Raw genomic sequence first — 22,375 nt, 5'->3', positions numbered from 1 at the left:
TCAACTTCTCAATGAGTGGCCGGTTAATTTAAGAAACAGGTTTTCCAGATTCGGCGTGGCGACCGTCAAACCTTCCAACGAGATATTCAGTCGAGTCAGTTGGGAGATCGCCGCTTCCACATTGGCGGTGACGAACTCCACCGTTTCGGCGCCGGCACTCACCGCGAACGGCAAGCCTGGAAGCTCCGCCAGCCCGCTGGCCCGCGGCAGACGGATCAGCACGCCGTCGAAATATTCCTGCAATAAGTTCTCCGGCGTGTCCTGCACGATAATTCGGCCTTGATCCATGATGGCGATTTCGTCGCAAAGCTGCTCGGCTTCCTCCATGTAATGCGTGGTCAGGACGATGGTCTTGCCGCGCTGTTTGATGTCCCGAATCAAGCTCCAGAAGTTGTGGCGCGATTGCGGGTCCAGACCGGTAGTCGGTTCGTCCAGAAACAAAATGTCCGGATCGTTGATCAAGGCGATGCCCAGCAACAAGCGTTGCCGCTGGCCGCCGGACAGCTTGCGGGAATCGCGGTTGATGTAGTCCCCTAGCGCGCAGGCCTCGATAATGTCGTCGAGCGGCAGACTACGCGGGTACAGTTTCTGAAACAGTTGCAAGCATTCCTTCACCGTCAAGGTTTCCGGCAAGGCGGTATGTTGAAACTGAATCCCGATGTGCTGGCTGTAGCGTCTATCGATCGGTTTGCCGCGAAACAGGATGTCGCCTTTGCTCGGTTTGAGTATGCCCTCCAGCATTTCCAGCGTGGAGGTTTTGCCGGCGCCGTTCGGCCCCAGCAAGCCAAAGCAGGTCCCAGCTTGCAGCTCGAAACTGACGCCGGCAACCGCCGCCACTTCGCCATAGTGTTTCTCCAAGCCTCTGACGCTCAGCAGACTGCTAGTCTGGTCCGGCTCGACCAGCGGCGGCGCGGCGAGCATTGACGACTGAGCCGCCGCTTCGGGATTCAGCTCTCGCAACCACGCCGCGCAATACGGCTGCTTGACCACCGAGAAGTGTTCGCCCTTGGCCTTGATCACATTGACGGCTTGAAAATAATCGTTCCACTCGTTGGCCGCCAACCAACCTTTACTGCCTTCCGCGATCACCAGCGTCACCCGATACGGCAACTTGGCGGTGTAACGGTAACGGGCGGTAATCGAAGCCTCGGTCACTTGCCAGATTTTCCGAAAATGCCCGGCGTCCAGATTCGGAATGATGTCCGCCAATAATGACGCAAAGCAGTCTTTCCACTCCGCGTAGGGCTTGGTTTTTAAAATTTCGGCGATCGCGCCGCGATAGGGCTCGGGCGAAATACCGGCGTTCGTCAGCATGAAGTTACAGAATGCCTTGACCGAGGCCTTGTCCACGCTGCTTTGCCGCAGCAACAAACCGCTATCGATCAACACCACTTCGCCGATTTCGTAGGCCGAATCTTGCAACTGGCGCAGCATTTCGTAGACCACGGTGCCGCCGTAACTGTGCGCGTACAAATTGATCCGCCCTTGCGGCCAGACGCGTTCGATCTGGGCGATATTGTGCGCGGCCATGTCCTCGACCGTCGTCGCCGGCGGCTCGTCGCTATAGCCTTTCATTTGCAAGCCGTAAACCGGCCCTTCCCGCTTCAGGCACTCCGCCAGTTCGAAATAGCCGTCGCTCAAGCCGGGCATGCCCGGCACGATAAACGTCGGAATCCCCGAGCGCAGATTAAGCAAATACGCTGAATTGGTCAGTTTTTCCAGCGGGCGCTCTAGATAATCGGTCAAGGCTTTTATCGTCGGATATTTGAAAATATCGGCAAGATTCAGTGAGCTGTCGGGGAGAATGGCGTTAATCCGGCTGATCAGTTGCACGGTCAGCAAGGAGTGGCCGCCCAACTCAAAAAAATTGTCGTTCACGCCGACCCGCTCGACGTTCAACAGCTGCCGCCAAATCTCGGCCAGTTGTTGTTCGAGTTGGCCGCGCGGCGGGCTGAAATCCCCGCGCCCGGCCAGCCAACTCTCGGCTTGCTGTGCCAGTGCCTTACGGTCAATTTTGCCGCCCGGCGTCATCGGCAGGGTATCGAGTGCCAGCACCGCCAGCGGCACCATGTAATCGGGCAAGGTTTGGCGCAGAAAAGCCTTCATGACTTCTGGCTCGGGCGGTTGGCCGGCGTGGGTATAAAACCCCAACAATTGTTTGTTGCCTTGGCGTTCGCTGACGATGACGACGGCCAAGCGAACCGCCGGATGCTCGGCCAACGCGCTTTCGACCTCGCCCAATTCCACCCGAAACCCGCGAATCTTGACCTGATGGTCGCGGCGGCCGATAAAGGCCAGGTTGCCGTCGTCCAGCCAGCGCACCAGATCGCCGGTTTTATACAGTTTGCCGGCCCCAAACGGGTTGGCGATGAATTTCTCCGCGGTCAATTCGGGCTGATTCAGATAGCCGCGAGCGACGCCGGCACCGGCGATGTGCAGTTCGCCCGGCACGCCGATCGGCACCGGTTTGAGTGCGCTGTCCAGCACGTAGACTTGGGTGTTGGCCAGCGGCTTGCCGAGCGGTATCGCTTGGTCGGGCTCGTGGGCCGGATCTATCGGATGCAGCAACGAGATCACTGTGGTTTCGGTCGGGCCGTAGGTGTTGATCACCGCGATGTTGGGGTTGCGTTGCCGCCAGGCCCGATAGTTTTGCGCTTCGGCTTTTTCGCCGCCGATCACCACCCGGCTCAGCGCGGTGTCGCTGAAGTCTTGCTCCACCAGGGTATGCCAGTAGGCGGTGGGCAGGTTGATCAGACTGACTCGGTGGCGTTGCAGCAGGCTTTTTAAGTAAGCCACATCGGTGAATCGCTCGCCGTCCATCATCACCACCGCCCCGCCGCTGAGCAGGGTCGGAAACACTTCCTCGACGAAGATATCGAAGCTGATCGTCGAAAACTGCAACACCCGGTCGCGCTCGTTGAGACGGTAGGCGGCGATGACGGCCAGATTGTGATTGACCACGTTGCGGTGTTCGACCATCACCCCTTTGGGTTGGCCGGTGGAACCGGAGGTATAAATCACATACGCCAGATGCTCGGGAGCCGCGCTGGGACGCGGTTGCCCGATACTTTGGGCGATCAACGGCCAGTCGCTATCCAGCGCCACGGTCTGAATCGCCGGACCGGTGCGGATCTCACGCAAGCCTTCGACCAGGCCGGCTTCAGTCAACAACAATCGAGCGCCGCTGTCCAACAGCAAGACTTTGCTACGTTCGACGGGGGTATTGGCGTCCAGCGGCAGATAGGCGCCGCCGGCCTTTAGAATGCCGAGCAAGCCGACCAGCATCAACGGCGAACGGCGCAGACACACCGCCACCAGGGTATCGGCCTGGACGCCTAGCTGTTGCAGATAAACGGCCAGCCGGTCGCTTTGCTCGTGCAATTCCCGATAACTGAGCGAACTCTCCTCGCCGATCACCGCCACCTGTTCCGGGGTTTTCAAGGCTTGGCGGACGAACAGCTCGTGGAGGCAGGCGTCGGGAACCTGATTGGCGGTCGAGCGGCTCCAGTCGTCCAGGATCTTGCGCCGTTCGTCGGCATCCAGCAGCTCCAGTTCCTCGAGCATGCCGTGCGGCGACTCGACCAGGTAGCGCATGATGCTGGTCAGATGCTCCGCCATCCGCTGCACCGTCTGCGGCCGATACAGATCGGCGGCGTATTCGATCCCGATCAGCGCATGCTCGTCTTCGAATTCGTTATAGGTGAAGGTCAACTCGAACTTCGCTTCATTGATCTCGAAATCGAACAAGGGCTCCAGGCGGCAATTGCCGAACGGTAAGCCGCTGAGCCGAAGCGGGGTGTAGTTGATCAGGACTTGAAACAAGGGGCTGCGGCTTAAATCGCGCTCCGGTTGCAGCAAATCGAAAATCTTCTCGATCGGCACCTGCTGGTTTTCCTGGCCTTCGACAATCACGGTGTGAACCTGCTCGAGCAAGGCGTTCACCGTCAAACCGGTTTGTTCCAGCGGGTTAATCCGCATCACCACGGTATTGACGAAAAAACCGACGACAGCTTCGATTTCGCGCTGATTGCGGTTGGCCACCGGCATGCCCAAGCAAATGTCGTCCTGGCCGCTGTATTTTTTTAACAGCAGATAGACCGCGGCCATAAACAAGGTGAACGGAGTGGTTTTGCGCGTCCTGGCCGCTTGTTTAACCAATTTGCCCTGGTCCGAACTCAACTCGAACTGGAAGTAAGCGCCGCGCCCGCTGGCGCTAGCCGGACGCGCAAAATCCAACGGCATCTCAAGATTCTGGTAACCGGATAACTGGCGTTGCCAGTAAGCCAGTTCGCGCGTCAGTTTGGCATCCGTGTGGGTTTCCCGCTCCCAACCGGCATACTGGGCGTAATCGACCGGCAAGGCCGGCAACGCGGGCGGTTTACCTTCGACAAACGCGGCGTAGGCTGCCGCCAGATCGTTCAATAACACCCGCATCGACCAGCCGTCGGTCACGATGTGGTGCAAGCACAAGGCCAGGATGTGGGTTTCCGCCGCCAGGCGCAGCAGCATCGCCCTGAATAATGCGGAAGTCTCCAGATTGAATGGCTGCTCGATAAAGCTTTGCAGCCGTTGTTTTTGTTCGCGGCGTTGCAGTTCGCCGCTAAACCGGCTGAGATCGTGTTGTTCGATGGCGACCGCCGCCGCCGGCCGGATTCGTTGCAACGGCGTGTTGTCCAGCACCGAAAAATTGGTGCGCAAGGCTTCGTGCCGGGCGTAAATAAAATCCAGAGCCTTGGCCAGCGCGCCGATATCCAACGGCCCTTCGATCTTGCCCAAACCCGGCACATGGTATTGGCCGCCGAAACCCAGCCGGTCCAGAAACCACAAGCGCTCCTGCGAAAACGACTGACAGGCGATCTTGTCGCCGGCCAGATAGCTCAGAACCCCGGCCTTCTCCGCCTTTAGCGCGGACTTCACCGCGTCGGTCAGCAGGCCGGCGCCGGCTTCGACGCACAAATCTCCGGCCGGCGACCCGGTCAAGCGCGCGCCGTTAGCGATCAACTCGCTCAACATGGACTTGCTGCCGCGAATTGGATGAATCCCAGGCTGCGATCAGAAACCGAATCGCACCACCGATGCCGTATGCCGTTAAACAACGAATGCCTCCAGATGTTTCAGATAGTTAGCCAACGAATCTTCGGCCGGGGCGCGGCCGCTGTTCGCAATCGCCACGGCCAGTTGTTGAATGTCCGCCGCCTCGAACAAAGTACTTAGCGCCAGTTCGACACCCAACGCCGCCTTGGCCCGCAACACGATTTGGATCGCCAACAAGGAATGGCCGCCCAACGCGAAAAAATTGTCCTGAATCCCGATCCGGCCGATACCCAATACGTCCTGCCAAATGTCGGCCAAAGTGGCCTCGATGGCGTTGCTCGGCGCGACGTAACCCGCCTCTGCCGAGCGCTCGACCGGCAGCGCCAGCAACGCTTTGCGATCGACCTTGCCGTTATCGGTCAACGGCATTTGCGCCAACGCCACCCAGGCGGCGGGCACCATGTAATCGGGCAAGCGCTGGCGCAAATAAGCGATCAATTCCGCCGTCTCGAGCGCTATCCCGGCCTGGAAATAGGCCACCAACTGTTTGCCACCGGCAAATTCCCGGGCAACGACGACGGCGTGGCGAATGTTCGGATGCAATAGCAAGGCCTGTTCGATTTCGCCGAGTTCGACTCGAAAGCCGCGAATTTTCACCTGCTGGTCTTGCCGGCCGATGAACAGCAACTGGCCGTCGTCGCGCCAGCGTACCAAGTCGCCGGTCTTGTACAGCCGGCCCGGACCGAAGGGGTTGGCGATGAATTTTTCGGCGGTCAATTCGGGCTGATTGAGATAGCCGCGGGTAACACCGGCGCCGGCAATGTGCAATTCGCCGGGTACGCCGATCGGGACCGGTTGCAGGTCGCTGTCCAGGACGTAGACTTGGGTGTTCGCCAGCGGCCGGCCCAGCGGGATCGGCTGGTCGGCGGCGGCCGCTTCGATGGGGTACAGCGTGGCGATGACGGTGGTTTCGGTCGGGCCGTAGCTGTTGATGACCCGGATATTCGGGTTGCGTTGCCGCCAGACCCGATACTTTTCGGCTTCGGCTTTTTCGCCGCCGATCACGACCCGGCTTAGCGCGGTGTCGCTGAAGTCTTGCTCCACCAGCGTATGCCAGTAGGCGGTGGGCAGGTTGATCAGGCTGACCCGCTGCCGCTGTACCAGGCTTTTCAGGTAGCCGGCGTCGGTAAAGCGTTCGCCGTCCATCATCACCACCGCACCGCCGCTGAGCAGGGTCGGAAACACTTCTTCCACGAAAATATCGAAGCCTATGGTCGAAAATTGCAGCACCCGGTCGCTGCCGCTGAGTTGGTAGGCGGCGATGACGGCCAGGTTGTGATTGACGACGTTGCGGTGCTCGACCATGACGCCTTTGGGCCGGCCGCTGGAACCGGAAGTGTAGATGACATAGGCCAGATGCTCGGGACGCGCCAATTGCCGCGGCGGCTCGTCGATTTGGGCGATCCGCGGCCAGTCCCGGTCCACGGCAACCCGCGGCAGGTCCAGGCCCTGGGTCATCTCGCCGGCAGCCGACTCCAGCGCCGCTTCGGTCAATATCAGTTTGGCGCCGCTGTCCGCCAGCAGCAGTTTGCCGCGTTCGGTTGGGGTGTTGGCGTCCAGCGGCAGATAGGCGCCGCCGGCCTTGAGGACGCCCAGCAGGCCGACCAGCATCAGCGGCGAACGGCGCAGACACACCGCCACCAGGGTATCGGCCTGGACGCCAAGCTGTTGCAGATAAACGGCCAGCCGGTCGCTTTGCTGGTGCAGTTCCCGGTAGCTGAGCGAACTCTCCTCGCCGATCACCGCCACCTGTTCCGGGGTTTTCAACGCCTGGCGGACGAATAGCTGGTGCAGGCAGGCGGCGGGAACCGCGACCGTCTGCGTCGCATTGAACCCGGTCAACAGACGTTGCTTTTCGGCCGCCGGCAGGATTTCGATGGCGCTGACGGCTTGATCCGGATTGGCAACCACACCGGCCATTAACTGTTTGAAACAGGCCAAGTGCCGGACAACGCTGGCATCGTCGAACAAGCTGCGCTTGTACTTGATGTTGATTTGCAGGCTGTGCCTGAAATCGTAAATTTCGAGCGTGTAATTGTCCTCGGTTTGCTGAAACACCTCGTAAAAAGTCTCGACGCCCTGCAGCGCGTCGGCGTTATGTAACAGCTCGTCGAAAAAATTCTGGTAGGTGTAGGACACCGGAAACGGGTTTTCCTGGGGATTGGCCAAATGCAAGCCCAAGTCCGACAACAGCCTGGGAAACGGATAGTGCGCATGGTCCAGGCACTCGAAAAACCGGCGCCGGGCTTGCTGCATTAACTGATTGAAGGAAGCTGCCGGCTGCACTTGGCACGGTACGACCATGACGTTGATGTAACAACCGATACTGTGTTCGTAGGCCGATTTGGGCCGCCCGCGTACCGGCGTCGTCACCGCCGGCGCCGCGTGCCGGGTCAGCTTGTATAAAAAGACTTGAAACAACGCCAGGAACAACACCGCCAAGCTGGTTTTACCACGCGTCGCCAAGCGCTTCAGGGCTGCCAGCTCGGCACCGTCCAGCCTGAACTTTTGACAACCGATACCGGCGGCCGACAAACTGGCTTGCGGCAAATAATCGTAAGGCAGATTCAAGGTCGCCGCTCGATCGGCCAATAATTCACGCCACCAGCGTGCGTCTGCCGCCCCGTCAGCGCCGGCCAGATAGCGCCGTTCCCAATCGACAAAATCCAGAAACGCCAGATCGGGAGCGCGGCAAACCAAGGTCGCACCGGCCCGTAAGGCGTGATATTTCTGCCAGAACGCGGCGATAAACAAGGCCCCGGAGGTGCCGTCGAACACAATGTGGTGAATGACGAAATAGACGTAAGTCCCGGACTCGGCCGCATCGATCGCATACAGCCTGACCGGCGCGTCCTTGGACAAATCGAAAGGCTGCCGCAACAATTCCCACAAGCAGGCGTCCAGCACCGCCGCCGATTCCAGTCGCATTTCGTGACAGTTGATACATGCTGCGACCGGCCGAATCCGCTGCACGCAAGCGCCGGTCTCGGCGTCGACCTCGAGCGCCACGGTAAGCATGGGGTACTCGGCCAGCATCGCCGCAAGCGCTTGCTGCAATAAGACGGCATCGACGTTGCCTGAGACTTTGAACGTCAACGGCACGTTAAACGCGATCGACTCCGGCGCCAGTTGATTGACGTACCACAGACCCTTTTGCACCTCCGACAACGGACCGCAGATAGCCGCATCGGCCAAACCCGGCGTCTCCCCGCTTGAGCCGGTGCTGCCGGCCGGCGTTTTTTGCTGCAGTTTCAGCGCCAACAGCGCAAAAAACCCGGCAAAGTCGTCGACACCCAGCACCTGGCTGAATTTGATGTCCAACCCCAGCGACTCGTTCAAACGGCCGACGAACTGCACCACGTCGATGGAATCGAAACCGTAATCGATCAGGGAAAGCGACAAGTCGAGCGAGCCCAGCTCCAGCTTAAAAATGTCTTGAACCAACTCGGCTAGCACCGCGGCGCTGGATGGATCGAGCCCCAACTCCGCCAAGGGCCGATCGGAGGCCCGCGCTGCGCGCTGGGTGATGCCGCTGGCGGCAACCGCGGCGTCGGCCCGGTATTCCTCCAGAACGACATGGGCGTTTACCCCGCCGATGGCATAGCTGTTCAGGGCCGCGCGTTTCGGCTGATCGGAACTCGGCCAAGGCCGACCCTGGCGTTGCAGAATCAACGCATGCCCGGCGGCCAAATCGCTATTGACCGCATCGAGACCGGCGATACCGGGCAACAGGCTGTGCTCAAAAGCTTTTAACACTTTGATAATCGACGCCATCCCGGAAGCGGCTTCCGGGTGGCCGATGCTGGGTTTTACGCTGCTGACGTGCCAGCGTTTGTCGGAATCGGCGCTGGCTTGCCGGTAGCTTTGGTCGACAGCGCCCAATTCCAACGCATCGGCCATCGGATTGCCGATACCGTGCGCCTCGACGTAATCGATCGAGTCGGCGCTGCAGCCGGCATTGGCTAGGCTCAATCGAATCGCTTCCTTAAGCCCTTGCGGATTCGGCGCCTCGAACGAATAGCCGCGGCCGCCGTGGTAAACCGCCGACCCTTTGACTACGCCCAAAATGCGGTTGCCATCCTGCTCGGCATCGGCCAAGGGTTTCAGGATCAACACGCCGCCGCCTTCGCTACGCAGATAACCGTTGGCGGTAGCGCCGAAACTTTTGGTCTGGTTGTCGCGGCTGAGAATATCGCGGTAAAGTCCCTGTCGCGCCGCCTGAGCGAATTCGTCCGCAGCAATCAGGTTGACGCCGCCGACAATCGCCTGCCGGCATTCCCCGGCCCGCAAACTTTGCACCGCCCGGTGCAAGGCCAGGTAGACGCTGATGCAAAAGGAATTGACCGTCTCGCTCGGCCCTTTCAGGTTCAGCCGAAACGAAATTTTGTTGGCAAGCGGAATCCGATACGCCACGTCTGCCGTCGGCGCCGTTTCCCGACAGCCGATGAAAACCGCGGTCGGAGTGTTCGCCAATCCCGCAAGGTCGAGCCGATACTCCAGCAAAGCGTCCGCGATACACCGATACAGCAATTGCTCCTGCCGCGGCAAGGCTGCATACTCGGCTTCCGAGATCGGCAATGCCTCCGGCGCGTGCCGCCTGCCAAGGTCGATTCGGCCATAGGCAAGTTCCGGCGCTTCCGAGCGGCCCGAGACCTGCAACGGCACCCCGGTCAACACCTTTTGCCATAACGCAACGGCATTTTCGGCTTCCGGGAAAATCCCGGCCATGCCGACCACGGCAATCGCCATGGCGGCTTGCGCCGGCTGCGGTCGCACCACCAATGCCGCCGGCACAGTCACAGGCCGGCAGTCCGTCGCCACCGCCGCCAAGTCCAACACCTCCGCAAGCAAATAATCCGCAAGCAAGTCCAAACGCGGATAATCGAATAGCACGGTCGACCGCAACGCGCAGTGCAAGCGCTGTTCCAGTTCCACTTTAAAGTCGACCGCCTGCATGGAGTCTGCGCCGAGTTCGCCGAAGTTCCGGTCGTCGGCGACATCGTCGGGATCGTCCAATTCCAAAAACTCGACCAGCAAACCGCGGATAAAATCGATCAAGATGCGTCGGCGCAAATCCGGCTGCGCTTGGGCAAGCCGGTCTAACACGCTGAATGCTTCATGCGCTTCGCAGTAGGCGTCCGCAAACTGTATATCCGTCCCCATCGTGGTCTGAATAGAGTCAAAAACTATGGATAGTTGGCGCAAAATCGATGTGCGGAATCGGCGTTCCGTTAAGCATCCGGGCGTAACACCGCCAACGTTACCTCGCCTTTGGATTTGCCAAGCTTGTCGTCGTGAAAATGGCAGAACGTCTTCAAAAACGTGCAGCGAGAGGTTTTCTTCACCAAACTAATGCCGAAGGTTCCGTAAAACCGTTTGGCATTAATAAAGCTTTGATAGCTGGAGTTTAAATTCGCAATTAGAAAGTTGGACAACTGCTTCTCGAAAAAAGAATCCGGCTCGTATTCGTTTAACTCCGGAATTAAACCGTGCTTGATGCAATATCCCAAATGAACATAAGCGATTTGGTTGTAACAAATATTGTATTCGACGGCGTTAAAATGCCCGGTATCGTCGATATAGCAGGATTCCGGAATCGAAAACTCGCCATTCATCAACATACCTTGTAATCCCAGCCCTTCTTGCTGCTGAAAATAAGCCTTTTTCAGATATTGGCAGTGCTGCCGATATGGCGACAATACCTGATTGACGAAGGAACCTTCGATATCGGTTAACGTCAGCGCATCGCATTCCGCTAATTCAGTAATTGCACTCATGAGTTTATTCCTACGTAAAAAGGTAAGTCGTCGTAAATACCGATGCGATAGCTCTTGCTTTTCTCGCCCGGTTTTACCGAAGATGCTTTATGCACCAGCGGCCGGTTATCCCAGATAATCAAATCGCCTTCCTCCCAATAATGCGTATGAATATGTTCCGGCTGCTCGGCGAAGTCGAATAAGGCCTGCATTACCTTTTGATTTTCTTCGTAAGTTAAACCGGCCAATTTGGTGGTAAAACCGCTACTGATATAGAGAATCTTTTCGCCTGTGACCGGATGCTGTATCACCGCCGGATGAATAACCGGCGGTACTTCGTTATGGATCCGGTCGAGTAACTCGGCCAACGACTTGTCGATATCCGACGCTTGAACTTTGTAACGCAGTTTGCCTTCGTGAACGGCGCTTGCCGTTTCGACATAGGCTTTTAATTCGGCCGGCAATTTTGCGTATACCGCGGCCATGTCGATATAGGACGTTTCCCGGGCGGATTTCGGGAACACCAAGGGATAGACCGACGTGAAAGACAGCGGGTGGGGTTCGAACGCGCAATCGGTGTGCCAGTAGCGCCCGGTGCCCGCCACGCCAAGCTTTTTGCCGTCCGCCTCTATCACGTTGGACGAGACGAAGATCTCGGCATGGTCGGGATGATGGTACTGCGGCTGAAAATACACTTGCGGCCGACCCAGTTTGCGGGTGAACGTCACATAACGTTCCGCCGTCAATTCTTGACCGCGCAACACCACCAGTTTGTTTTTATAAATCAACTGCCTTATCAGCGCTAACTCCGGCGCATGGTCAGACAATTCGTTAACATCCAATCCAATAATTTCGGCGCCGATATTACCGGGCCTTGCTTCTTTAATTTCCAGGCCTGAAGTTTCAGTAGTCATTCGCTTATTCCAATTTCAATAATTTCGCCAAAAGTAAACAGTATTACCGGCAATATATTCTCGAACGTCAATTGCCGATACCAACGTAAAAAGGCAAATCGTCGTAAATACCAACCCGATACATTTTGCTGGTCTCGCCCGGTTTAACCCCCGAGGCCTTATGAATCACCGAACGGTTATCCCAAATGATTAAATCGCCCTCTTCCCAATAATGGGTATGCACGTGCTCGGGCCGCTCGATAAACTCGAACAATGCCTTCAGCGCCATTTGATTTTCTTCATGGTCCAGTCCGGCGATTTTTATCGTAAAACCGCTACTGATATACAACGAGAATTCTCCGGTTACCGGATGTTGAATGACGGCCGGATGTTCGACCGGAGGCACTTCGGTATTGATGCGCTCCAGTAACTCCGCCAGCGATTTATCGATATCGCTGGCCTGAACCTTATATCTGAGTTGGCCGGCGTGAATATAGGTTTTATCTTCGACATATTGTTTTAATTCCGCCGGAAGATTTTTCAACACCTGCACCATATCGATGTACGAAGTTTCCCGCGACATTTTCGGAAATACCAAGGGATAAACCGAGGTAAACGACAAAGGATGTTTTTCGAAAGCACAATCGGTATGCCAATATTTTCCAGTACCGGACACGCCGATTTTGTTGCCGTTTTGATCCGGCACGTTGGACGAAACAAAAATTTCGGGGTAATTCGGATGGTGGTACTGCGGTTGGAAATAAACCTGCGGCCGGCCCAGTTTACGGGCGAATGCCACATACTTGGCTTCGTCCAGTTCCTGGTTACGCAACACGACCAGTTTATTGCGGTAGATCAGACTCCGAATCATCCCGAATTCAGGCGCTTCGGCGGACAAGGCGTTTATGTCCAGGCCACGGATTTCGGCACCGATTTTGCCGGGTTTAGACTCGATCACTTCGATTTCGATGGTTTCAACGCTCATTCAGGCACTCCTATAAGCTCCAGTGATGGTGGTGGGTTGGTACTCCCGGCAGGTGTCGACTGGCGCACGACGCTACCGATTTGGCCCTGCAATCCAAGTCGGCCGCCAATAGCGGGCGTGGCCTAATTGACTTGCCGGGATTGTGCGGTCCAGTAAGGCGTCCTCAATTCCCGCTTCAATATTTTTCCGCTTGGATTCCGAGGCAGCTTTTCCAGAAAGTCGATCGATTTCGGCGCTTTGAAGTCGGCAATGCGCTGGCGGGTAAAATTGATCAATTCTCGCGGCTTGATCGTCCAACCCGGTCGCAACACCACAAACGCCTTAACGACTTCGCCCCAACGTTCGTCCGGGACGCCGATAACCGCCGCCTCGGCGACGCCGTCGTGCTCGCATAGCGCAGCTTCGATTTCGGCCGGATAGATGTTCTCGCCGCCGTAAATGATCATGTCCTTGAGCCGGTCGCAGATAAACAAATAGCCCTGGTCGTCGAGATAACCGGCATCGCCGGTGCGAACCCAACCGTCGGCGGACAGACATTCCCGCGTTGCCGCCGGATTGTTCCAATATCCGACCATATTGGCCGGCGACTTGATGCAGATCTCGCCTATCCCAAGCGGCGGCAGGCAACGGCCTTCGGCGTCGATCACCCGCAGCTCCACCCCCGGCAAAGCCCGGCCGGCAGATTCCAAACGCTTGGGGTTTGCCGGCTCATGGTCCTCGGGGCGTAAGCAGACCGCCATATTGCCGGTTTCGGTCATGCCGTAGATTTGGAAAAAGCCGCAACCGAACCGCGCCATCGCCTTCTTCAGCAAGGCCGGCGCGATCGGCGAGCCGCCGTAGAGAAAGCCCTTTACCGACGACAAATCCGTGCTATCGCAGGTCGGTTCCGCCAGCGTGGTCTGAATCATGGCCGGCACCATCGGCACTTTGCTGATCCGGTGGCGCTCGATCAATTCCAACACTTTCCAGGCCACAAAGGTGTCGATGACAATGCCTTGCGCGCCGGCAATGAATCCCTGTATCGCCCACCAGATCCCGCCCATATGGAATTGCGGCAACGATATCAACAGCCGGTCTTCCGGATTCAGATCCATCCAAAGGTCGCCTCGTTCGCGCATGCCCCGCATCAGCCTGAAGAACGCATCATTTTGCAACTGCACCCCTTTCGGATGGCCGGTGGTACCGCTGGTATACATTTGCACCACCACATCTTCCGGACGAGGCTGCAAAGCCGGCGGCGTTGGCGGAAACCGGTCCCGCCAACCCTGAAAACTTGGGTATTCGCCCAGTTCCGCGTCTAACACGACAATTGTGCGCAGCCGCGGCAGTGCGTGTTTTGCCGCGGCAACACGTTCGAGAAAATCTTTAGCCACAAACACGATTTCGACTTCGCCGTTTTGCAGGATATAAACGCTTTCCGCCGCGGACAGGCGCCAGTTAATCCCGATCAGCACGGCCCGCGCCTTGGCGCAGCCAAATAAAATTTGATAGCTGTCGATACTGTCCTTGGCTAAAACCGCAACCCGAGCTTGCGGCATAATCCCCTCGGCGACTAATCCGGCAGCAACTTGATTGGCATGCCGGTCGAACTGACCAAACGTCGAACGACAGTCTTCGAACACGAAAGCGGTCGCATCGCCACGCTGTTGCGCTTGCCAAGCCGAGATTCCGGCCAGAGTTTCCGGGGCTGATAACGTCATTGTGCTTGCTAGAGATAAGTATGATGCTTTTACATAAAGCAACTAGAATGCCACCCGGAATTTCCGTGGCAGCATAAATCGGCACATAAAACTCAATATATTGATTTAATTAAATTTATTTAATTAAAAACTGACTAAGCTCACCGGGCTTGAACCGGCAAATCGGCCCCGCTCAGCGGCGTAACCGGCCGCCAACATATCTAGCAAGAAAAATGGGTGTTTTGGCGTAATTTTTTTGAGTCAAATCACATAGCTCAAAAACCGCGCTCGTTTTCAGCCAGCCCGAGCATCGAAGCGGACGATAAGACCTTTCCTGGCTGCTGCCGAAATATCGGAATCCGATCTCAGGGAATTTTTCGCCAAACCGGCTGACCGGCATCTATGGCCAATACTGCAGCTTGACGATCGGGAGGAGGATCAGGCGGATGAAATGAAGATAGGTGCCCGCCGCGCGGGAGCGGCTTGAATCAGCCACGATCAGGAAGCGGAATTGGTTCGGAATATGGTTTAGTTGAAACCCAAATTGGCTTGAGCCGGAGCGCCGGCAGCCAGATACCCTTAATAATTTGGATCGTCGGCATCGGTCTGCCCTTGCTCCCGTGATTCCAACCCGCCACTACTTCAAGCAGGGTAACTGCCCAGTCAGCCGTGACTTCAATTAAAAGCGCCGCTTGCGCTGCCTCCTTCCGTTTTAACGCTTGCCATGTACTCCTGATAAATTTTGAGCGCTCGTTCGTCCAATGGAAAACTCGAAAGGGCCTGTTGAGCAGCGGCTTGGACTTTTAGGTCTTCGCTCGGGTTTTGGAGTACGGCTAACAAGGAATCGCGGACATTTTCGTAACTAAAGCTGCCGTTACCCAGCGCCGATACCGCCAAGCTGCGCACGCCAGTATCGGAATCCCGCGCGGCTTTGGTAAAAATTTCCAACGTGGACTGGTCTTTGCCGGTCCATTGTGTCAGCACTTGTAAGCTATTGCGGCGCACTTCGGGATCGGCACTGGCGGCCAGCGGCGAAACCGCTCGAATCACGTCCTGATGCTCGGTGCGGGTGGAGACGCCTTGCCGATTTAAACTGGAAATCGCCGCGCTGGCCAGCCGGGGATCGCTATCGGCAACCTTGTGCAGCATGTCTATGACTTGCGAACGAAGTTTAGGATCGTTGCCGGCCGCGCCGCCGATCAACTGCAAGGCATTCAAGCGTTGCTCGTCGTTGCCGTCGCGCAGGAGTTGCGAAGCGGCGTCTTTTAGCTCCGGCATCACTTCTACGCCGCCGGACATGGCCAATATTTCGCTCAAGGTGTTGCCTAAATCTGTGCCGCTGGCATGCAGGAATTGGGAGATGACTTGGTTGCGCGCAGCCGGATCGCTTTGTAAATGCGCGATGAGTTGCTGGAATTCCGGGCTATTGCGCAAAGCGTCCATATCCGGATTTTGCGCCAGTTTGGCGTCCAAAGCCCCCAATAATTCATGCGTGTCCCGAGGGGCTGCTTCAGTCTCAGCCATGGGTAAAGCCTGAGTCCGAGAAACAGCAGTGCCACGGTTTACAGCCTGTTCTGAAAGGCGAATGCCGGATGCCGATGCTGCCAGTCGTGAAATTTTGCCCGATTGCTCGCTTTTGCGGTTGGCGGCAAGCGGGCGTGGTGTCGTGGGCTCAGAGGCGCTTTGATTGGCGAGACTCGCTGCGCCTGAGAAATCAATTCCGCGAACGCAATACCCGGCACCGAATGCCGCCATAAGGAGAGACAGCGATAAAATTTTGGAATTAGGCATAATTTTCAAAGACTCCCGCGAAGCTTCGCAAACGAAAGGTATCCCGCTGAAGCAGGCGTGCTGCGTCCATTGCCGCCTGCTCCAAGCCACTAAAAACGTCTATCAAGCAGGTAGTGCGGTACGGCGTTTAAAACCCAGCCAGCCCGCCAAGGCACTTCCGAATAACCACACGGCTGCGGGCACCGGCACCGGTGCCGTTTCCGCGCCGAGATTCATCGTAATATGCCCCATCACTTTCTCGGTGATATCACCAGGATAGGCATTGAAATGAAAAAAGTTACTCCATTGAGACGCGCCCCATTTGTAATCCGCGCTTAAGGTCGTATAGCCCGTTGTCGGATCGACGCCGAACACCGGGTTGATTAGTTCAAATATGCTTCCAGGCGCCACGCCGCCACTGCTACCGATGTACCATTTGTATTCCTGAGTCATCCGATCTTGTTGCAGGCGGATATCCAGGCTGGCAAACCACAGCGAGGCGCCCGGTGCGATAAAATCGCTGTGCAGGCGCAGTGAGCCGCCCAGGCCGATTGTTAAAGGCGTTTCCTCGCCGGGATAGGGATTATAACTGCTGGGTACCCAACCGGATTTTTCAGGCCACCAGACCCCTGCTCGCAAATCATCGACTTGCATGGTAAAGCCGCCTGGCGGTTGATCAAGGGGCACCCACTCATCTTGATTGTAGATACGCCATTGCGCCACGGCTTCCGGATCGGCTGTGCCATTGGCTATACGCGCCTCCGAGGCAAGCTCCGAACGCTTAATGGCGGTAGGCGAGTTATGATCCAAAAATAGCTGCGGATATAAAAAACGATTGCCCTTGGTATCCGACGTCGGTCCTTCAGACCCCTCTATGGGGATTCCATGGATATCGGTTCGAGCCCGCGTCGGCAGCAAGGTGGCCCAGGCTTGACGGTCATAGGTCAAATGCGCTTCCCCGCCTATAAACCCTGGAGGGAAATAAGTGGGTTCGAATACTGTTGAGGCGAAAACTTGCGTGGATAGTAGCAGCGAATTTATCAAAACTAATAATGCGTGTTTTTTAACGGGTTTTGTTGATGGCATAGTCAATTTTCCTTTTAAACTAAGATGGACAAAAAGGGTGCAATGAATTTAAAGCTAATTAAAACTTATTGAAAATAAATCAGGCTTGGCTAGCTGCAGGTATGGTGGATTTTTGCAGGTGGTGGGTAATTTTTCGAACCCCAACATTTGCCGCTTCGAATTATTGGGCTTCACTCGCGGTAACCTCAAACTACCGCGCTTTAAAACTGAAACCACCCGAGGTGTTTTGCTAATTCACTCAAATGGTTTCAATTTATCGATCAACCGCAGTCTAGTAAAACTGAATCAATAGACTTTTAGTTGTAGGTATATGTCACAGAAATTCTACCGACTAAAGCAAGAGCCTCTGAACCAGTAGGGGTTGCGCCTGCCGAAGTTTTATAAGCATTGGGAACAAGTCCAGTTAATACGCCTGTACCTGTTGGCGTGGTAAGGCCGGTGCCGGGACCCATCATTAGCGCATTATCCGTTGAATTTAGGCCGGAAGTGATCCACCAAGTGCCTGTGCCGCCATCGGGTGCAGCGCATGGAGCACTGTTTGGCGTCCCCCGGTAGCATCGTCCCCAATCGGTGGTATTGGCAGACGAAGGAGTGAGCCAAGTATCAACGGCATCGGCAAAACGAAGGTTGGCTTTCAGGGTGACGGTTTTAGTTGCCGCGGTATGAACATAGTTAACTTCAGTAAGCTTGAGGAAACTCAGCCCATTATGATCATCCCATAGCTCCCAGTCTGTACCTACTTTGGTAAGCCTGAGTTTACCCATTCTTAAAGATAGGGTTGGATTTTGAAATGAGCTGCGAAATTTGAACACCCCAGCCAATCCAATATTACCTGTTCCCGTAACGCCGCTGTAGTTTGAAACGGTATTACCAACTTTAAATGTCGAAGTGTAGTTAGGCGTCGCCGAGGTTGCGCATACCACTGGCAGGCTATAAGGGCCGTAATAGTCGGTTCCTGCCGCATCGCCGTTTACACCAGGCGCATTAGTGGTCGGAGTAGTATTATCCGGGACCGTGCCTGAATAACTCCATGTGGTTGGTGAAGGTGTTGCACCGGTTCTTTCTTCGATAAAGGCATTCAGATAGATGTAGCGGTTGCCATAAGTTGACCATGCGCCGGTGCCGGTATCGCTGTTTGAAGGGACTGGAGAAAAGACTGAACCAGCAGGTATGCGTTTAGTAGAATCCCCTTGCATTGAAGCTAAAACACCCTTGTTCAAGGTAACGGATGCCGACCCACCGCAAACCGCACTTGCATCGAAAGCCAACAGAGCGCTAGACAATCCGGTTAAGGTAAAAAGTCCGGCTTTGATCATTTTTAGATTGACGTTTTTCATTAATTTTTCCTGATAAATTGATTAACTATTTAGGTTTGCTCATAAACTACCGAGGACGACAAACCCATTGCAGGATTGGCGGTTAATATCGCGCATACCCTTACTGCGCCTACTTTGGGTACAAAACTCTTGATCAGTATCAAGCTCCAGATTAGTTTTATACCTGCATTTTCTATCCCTGAACCGCTGATCCTGTTTTAGCAAATGCAAATCTTTTGCGTAATTTTGTTCATAATTCTGATGGATACTTTGAGTTTTCAGGGGGCGATGCCTGCTCGTCGGTCACATTGGCACCCACTGAAATTAACGTGACGGAAATCGCGCTCAGCGCAAACAGGCTTAAATGCTTTTTGTTGCGGATATTCATTTTTTCTCCTTTGTTTTGACTGAAAACTTTAATTTCCAAATCAAACATAAATTGGCGATTATTAATTTGGCCGCCAAGCGATTAAAGAACTCTAACACTCCCACTGACTCCATCGGAGTCGGCGCGAAGTTTCCACCGAGATTTACAGAGTTTCAATGAGGCAAATTGTCGCACCAAAATTCTCGCCGAAAAACTCAAAAAATCGCGGCAAATAACTATTTCATATCACTCAAAAAAGCATATTTTTTAGGGCATATGCCGCAATCTATTAAAACTTGAGTCATATGCCCTAAAACCGGACAGCATGCCAAGAAAAAATCGATTTGATACTAGCCGTCAAATTAAGCCGCCAAGCTCGTCTGCAAAGCTCCAGAACCAGCCGCCTCGTGCGGCGACAGGCTCGCCTCGTCCAGCCTATTTTTGGCAAAACCAAGCATAATTGGCCTTGAAAATGCTACATTTACCAGTGAAAGCCGACCATCTCGGCTTCAGGAAACACCAAGTTTCAGTGCTGCCCGCCCTATCGGCGGCTAATCTTACGCTCTATTTTATTTTTTAATAATTACGAAATATAAATCGCTTTACATCCGAAAAAAACAGCATGCCGATACATTGAAATTAATAGTATAGGTTTTGCCATAAACTCATAAACTTTGTTTCAAAATTAACCAGGCGAAATAATCGAATATTTCTAAAAAAACTCCATCGATAAAACCGATATCTGTCATTAAAACCGAATTTTTATTATAGTTTTATGGATACTAAAAAGCCCTTAATACATCATTGCTTGTTCACTTGTTTTTTTTCCGCAATATTCATCAGCGGACCGTGTCAATCGGAGGTTTTAACGACTATGGATACCCGGGAGAAACTCTCTGCTGCTGCCGACGAGATCAGCTATTCGGCGACTATTCGGCGCACCCGCTACGGAGTTCCGCACATTACGGCTCAAGATTTAGCTGGAGCCTGGTTCGGCCAAGGCTACGCGATGGCGGAAGACCGGCTTTGCGTGTTGCTGGATCAGGTGATCAAGGTGCGCGGCGAACGCGCACGCTACTTCGGCCCCGGCGAGTACGAAGCCAACGTCGAAAGCGACTTTGCCTACCGGCATTTGCGGCTGCTGGCGGACGCGGAAAAACGCTTGCCCGGCCTGCCCAACGAAATTCAAAGCATGTTGACCGCGCACGCTGCCGGCATCAATCGGTATCTGGCCGTTACCGATACCGCCAAATTACCCGCAGCCTGCCGCGATCCGCGCCAGCACGTGACAGTCAGTGCGGCCGACCTATTGGCGATCGCCACCGACTTCAGCATCTTTCTGAGCAGCCGGTTTCTGACGCCCTTTATCAGTAACGCCCAACCGCCGCAAGCCGCCGGCACGCCGGTAACGGCACCGGCCGCACCAGCCGCCAACGCGGAAAGACCGGGTAGCAACGGTTGGGCGATCGGCGCCGACATGACCGAATCGGGCCACGGCATGTTGCTGGCTCAGCCACATTTTCCCTGGGAAGGTGCCTTGCAGGCTTGGGAGTCGCATGTCACGGTGCCGGGTCAACTTGATGTGTACGGCATCACCGTCCCCGGCGTACCGAACACGCTGGTGGGCTTCAATGCCGCGGTGGCCTGGACCTTGACCGTAACCACCTCGCCCAAGGCCACGCTATATCAATTGAATCTGCTGCCGGGCGATGCCACCCGTTATTACTACGACGGTCAGGTGCGGGCATTGGAGCCGGCCGAGTATACGATTGAGCTATTGAGTAAAGCGGGGACGTTGGAACCAAAAACCCGCAAGTTATGGCGCAGCCATTACGGACCCATCCTGTCGATTCCGGCGGCCCTGACCGGCGGCATGGCCGATTACGCCTGGAACGCCCAACATGTATTGACCTACCGCGACGCCAATATCGACAACGACTCGATGCTCGCCCAATTTTTCGACATGACCAAGGCGGCGAACATGGACGGCCTGATCGACGCCCACCGGCGCTGGGCCGGCAGCGTGCCCTTCTCCAACACCGTCGCCGCGTCGGTCGAAGGTAAGGCTTGGTACGCCGACAGCTCGCCGGTACCGCATTTGTCGCCGGCAACTTTACAGGCCTGGCGGCAAGCCAGGCTAAGCGATCCGGGCGTTGCCGCGCTCTTCGCGTTTCACGGCATCTATCTGTTGGACGGCAGCACGTCGCGCGATGAATGGGTCAACGATCCTGCCGCCCGCAAACCGGGGTTGGTGCCGTTCGAGCGCGCCCCGCAACTGGCCCGGCGCGACTTCGTGTTCAACGCCAATGACAGCCATTGGCTGACCAACCCCAAGCAGCCGCTGGAAGGCTTTTACCCACTGTACGGCGACGAGCACCAACCGCCTTCGTTGCGCACCCGGATGAACGCACGCACGCTCACCGGCCAAACCGGCAAATTTACGTTGCAAGCGGTCAAGGATGCGGCTTTGTCCAATCAGGCCTTGGCCGGCCAATTGTTCCGATCGGCCTTGGTCGAACGCTGCCGGAAAACCAAAGCCGTTAAAGTGGACGGCAAAACCATCGATTTGGCCGAGGCTTGTCGGGTACTGGCTAACTGGGACGAACGCTTCGATCCGGATAGCCGCGGCGCGGTGCTGTTTCGCGAGTTTTTGAGCGGCTTCCGTCCCGAAGCCGGCGGCCACGAAGATACGCTGATGACGGCGAACCGCCAAATCTTTGCCCAGGCCTTCGACCCGGCCGAACCGCTCGCCACGCCCAGCGGATTGGCCCCAGCGCCGAAAAGCGCTCCGGACCCCGCTTTGCTGGCCCTGGCCAGGGCCGCGCAAAGGTTAAAACAAGCCGGCATCGAGTTGGATGCCAGATTGGGCGATGTGCAATTCAGCCCGAAAAACGCCGTCAAAATACCGATCCACGGCGGCCAAGGCCAGGAAGGCATTTTAAATATGGCGGCCTACAGCGGCTCGAACGACAGCTTGCTGCCGGCCACACCCAGAGGAAAAGTGCTGAATCCGGCCACCGGTTTGACCGATCAAGGCTACGTGGTCAATTACGGCACCTCGTTTTTGCTGGCGGTGGAATTGACGGCGCAAGGTCCGTCCGCCCAAGCCGTGATGGCGTTTTCCCAGTCTGCGGACCCGGAGTCGCCGCATTACGCCGATCAGACGACCTTGTTTTCCAGCAAAGGCTGGCGCCCCTGTTTGTTCCGCAATGCCGAGATCGAGGCCGATCCGGCACTGCGTCGCTACCAAGTTGGCAATCGTTAGGATCGGCTGCATTCAATTCGGCGGAGCATATCGCTCCGCCGTCCGGCCGCCTCAGTCCCGCAGATAGGCCATTACACACAACGCCACTGTTAAATAACCTAGTTTAGTAACTCACGGGCTGGGTACTGAACCCGCGACCGCCAATATCCTTGCCGCCGGCCCTT

11 protein-coding genes are annotated in these 22,375 nt (G+C 56.0%); 1 reads left to right on the top strand and 10 read right to left on the bottom strand.

Annotated features, from left to right (window positions below; genetic code table 11):
• The 10 genes from ACH518_RS08780 to ACH518_RS08735 form a co-directional block, all read right to left on the bottom strand.
• Nucleotides 1–5,013 (bottom strand): amino acid adenylation domain-containing protein, encoded by a 5,013-nt coding sequence (locus ACH518_RS08780; protein WP_445372603.1) that lies wholly within the window; start codon nt 5,011–5,013, stop codon nt 1–3.
• A 75-nt stretch (nt 5,014–5,088) separates the two neighbouring features.
• Nucleotides 5,089–10,257 (bottom strand): amino acid adenylation domain-containing protein, encoded by a 5,169-nt coding sequence (locus ACH518_RS08775; RefSeq protein WP_445372602.1) that lies wholly within the window; start codon nt 10,255–10,257, stop codon nt 5,089–5,091.
• A gap of 68 nt (nt 10,258–10,325) precedes the next feature.
• Nucleotides 10,326–10,871, bottom strand: a complete 546-nt coding sequence (locus tag ACH518_RS08770; protein WP_140913760.1) for an FcoT family thioesterase — start codon at nt 10,869–10,871, stop codon at nt 10,326–10,328.
• Nucleotides 10,868–11,764 (bottom strand): TauD/TfdA dioxygenase family protein, encoded by an 897-nt coding sequence (locus ACH518_RS08765; RefSeq protein WP_445372601.1) that lies wholly within the window; start codon nt 11,762–11,764, stop codon nt 10,868–10,870. Before ACH518_RS08765 ends, ACH518_RS08770 begins: the two co-directional genes overlap by 4 nt.
• Nucleotides 11,765–11,831: 67 nt before the next feature.
• Nucleotides 11,832–12,728 carry a TauD/TfdA dioxygenase family protein gene (locus ACH518_RS08760; RefSeq protein ID WP_445372600.1) on the bottom strand — a complete coding sequence of 299 codons (897 nt, stop codon included), beginning with the start codon at nt 12,726–12,728 and terminating at the stop codon, nt 11,832–11,834.
• Between the two features lie 122 nt (nt 12,729–12,850).
• On the bottom strand, nt 12,851–14,428 hold the full coding sequence (locus ACH518_RS08755; protein WP_445372599.1) for a fatty acid--CoA ligase: 1,578 nt from the start codon (nt 14,426–14,428) through the stop codon (nt 12,851–12,853).
• A 654-nt stretch (nt 14,429–15,082) separates the two neighbouring features.
• Nucleotides 15,083–15,931 (bottom strand): HEAT repeat domain-containing protein, encoded by an 849-nt coding sequence (locus ACH518_RS08750; protein ID WP_445372598.1) that lies wholly within the window; start codon nt 15,929–15,931, stop codon nt 15,083–15,085.
• A 369-nt stretch (nt 15,932–16,300) separates the two neighbouring features.
• Nucleotides 16,301–17,263 carry a hypothetical protein gene (locus tag ACH518_RS08745; protein WP_445372597.1) on the bottom strand — a complete coding sequence of 321 codons (963 nt, stop codon included), beginning with the start codon at nt 17,261–17,263 and terminating at the stop codon, nt 16,301–16,303.
• 296 nt (nt 17,264–17,559) lie between these two features.
• Entirely contained in the window at nt 17,560–18,600 is a 1,041-nt protein-coding gene (locus ACH518_RS08740) for a hypothetical protein (RefSeq protein ID WP_445372596.1), read from the bottom strand.
• A 229-nt stretch (nt 18,601–18,829) separates the two neighbouring features.
• Complete coding sequence (locus ACH518_RS08735; RefSeq protein WP_445372595.1) at nt 18,830–18,967, bottom strand: hypothetical protein; 138 nt, start codon at nt 18,965–18,967, stop codon at nt 18,830–18,832.
• Nucleotides 18,968–19,820: 853 nt separating this feature from the next.
• Between ACH518_RS08735 and ACH518_RS08730 the strand changes: the two genes are divergently transcribed.
• Complete coding sequence (locus tag ACH518_RS08730; RefSeq protein WP_445372594.1) at nt 19,821–22,211, top strand: penicillin acylase family protein; 2,391 nt, start codon at nt 19,821–19,823, stop codon at nt 22,209–22,211.
• The last annotated feature ends 164 nt before the right edge of the window (nt 22,212–22,375 follow it).

The sequence above is a fragment of the Methylomonas sp. HW2-6 genome, from assembly GCF_052474525.1.
The sequence above is the reverse complement of the archived record's forward strand: the minus strand, read 5'-3'. Positions and strand labels throughout refer to the sequence as shown.

Bases quoted from the DNA above. Each gene is read 5' to 3' on its own strand.
- ACH518_RS08770 (WP_140913760.1), bottom strand. From the start codon at position 10,871: ATGAGTGCAATTACTGAATTAGCGGAATGCGATGCGCTGACGTTAACC.
- ACH518_RS08760 (WP_445372600.1), bottom strand. From the start codon at position 12,728: ATGAGCGTTGAAACCATCGAAATCGAAGTGATCGAGTCTAAACCCGGC.
- ACH518_RS08780 (WP_445372603.1), bottom strand. From the start codon at position 5,013: ATGTTGAGCGAGTTGATCGCTAACGGCGCGCGCTTGACCGGGTCGCCG.
- ACH518_RS08740 (WP_445372596.1), bottom strand. From the start codon at position 18,600: ATGAAAAACGTCAATCTAAAAATGATCAAAGCCGGACTTTTTACCTTA.
- ACH518_RS08775 (WP_445372602.1), bottom strand. From the start codon at position 10,257: ATGGGGACGGATATACAGTTTGCGGACGCCTACTGCGAAGCGCATGAA.
- ACH518_RS08750 (WP_445372598.1), bottom strand. From the start codon at position 15,931: ATGGCTGAGACTGAAGCAGCCCCTCGGGACACGCATGAATTATTGGGG.
- ACH518_RS08730 (WP_445372594.1), top strand. From the start codon at position 19,821: ATGGATACCCGGGAGAAACTCTCTGCTGCTGCCGACGAGATCAGCTAT.
- ACH518_RS08735 (WP_445372595.1), bottom strand. From the start codon at position 18,967: ATGAATATCCGCAACAAAAAGCATTTAAGCCTGTTTGCGCTGAGCGCG.
- ACH518_RS08745 (WP_445372597.1), bottom strand. From the start codon at position 17,263: ATGCCATCAACAAAACCCGTTAAAAAACACGCATTATTAGTTTTGATA.
- ACH518_RS08765 (WP_445372601.1), bottom strand. From the start codon at position 11,764: ATGACTACTGAAACTTCAGGCCTGGAAATTAAAGAAGCAAGGCCCGGT.
- ACH518_RS08755 (WP_445372599.1), bottom strand. From the start codon at position 14,428: ATGACGTTATCAGCCCCGGAAACTCTGGCCGGAATCTCGGCTTGGCAA.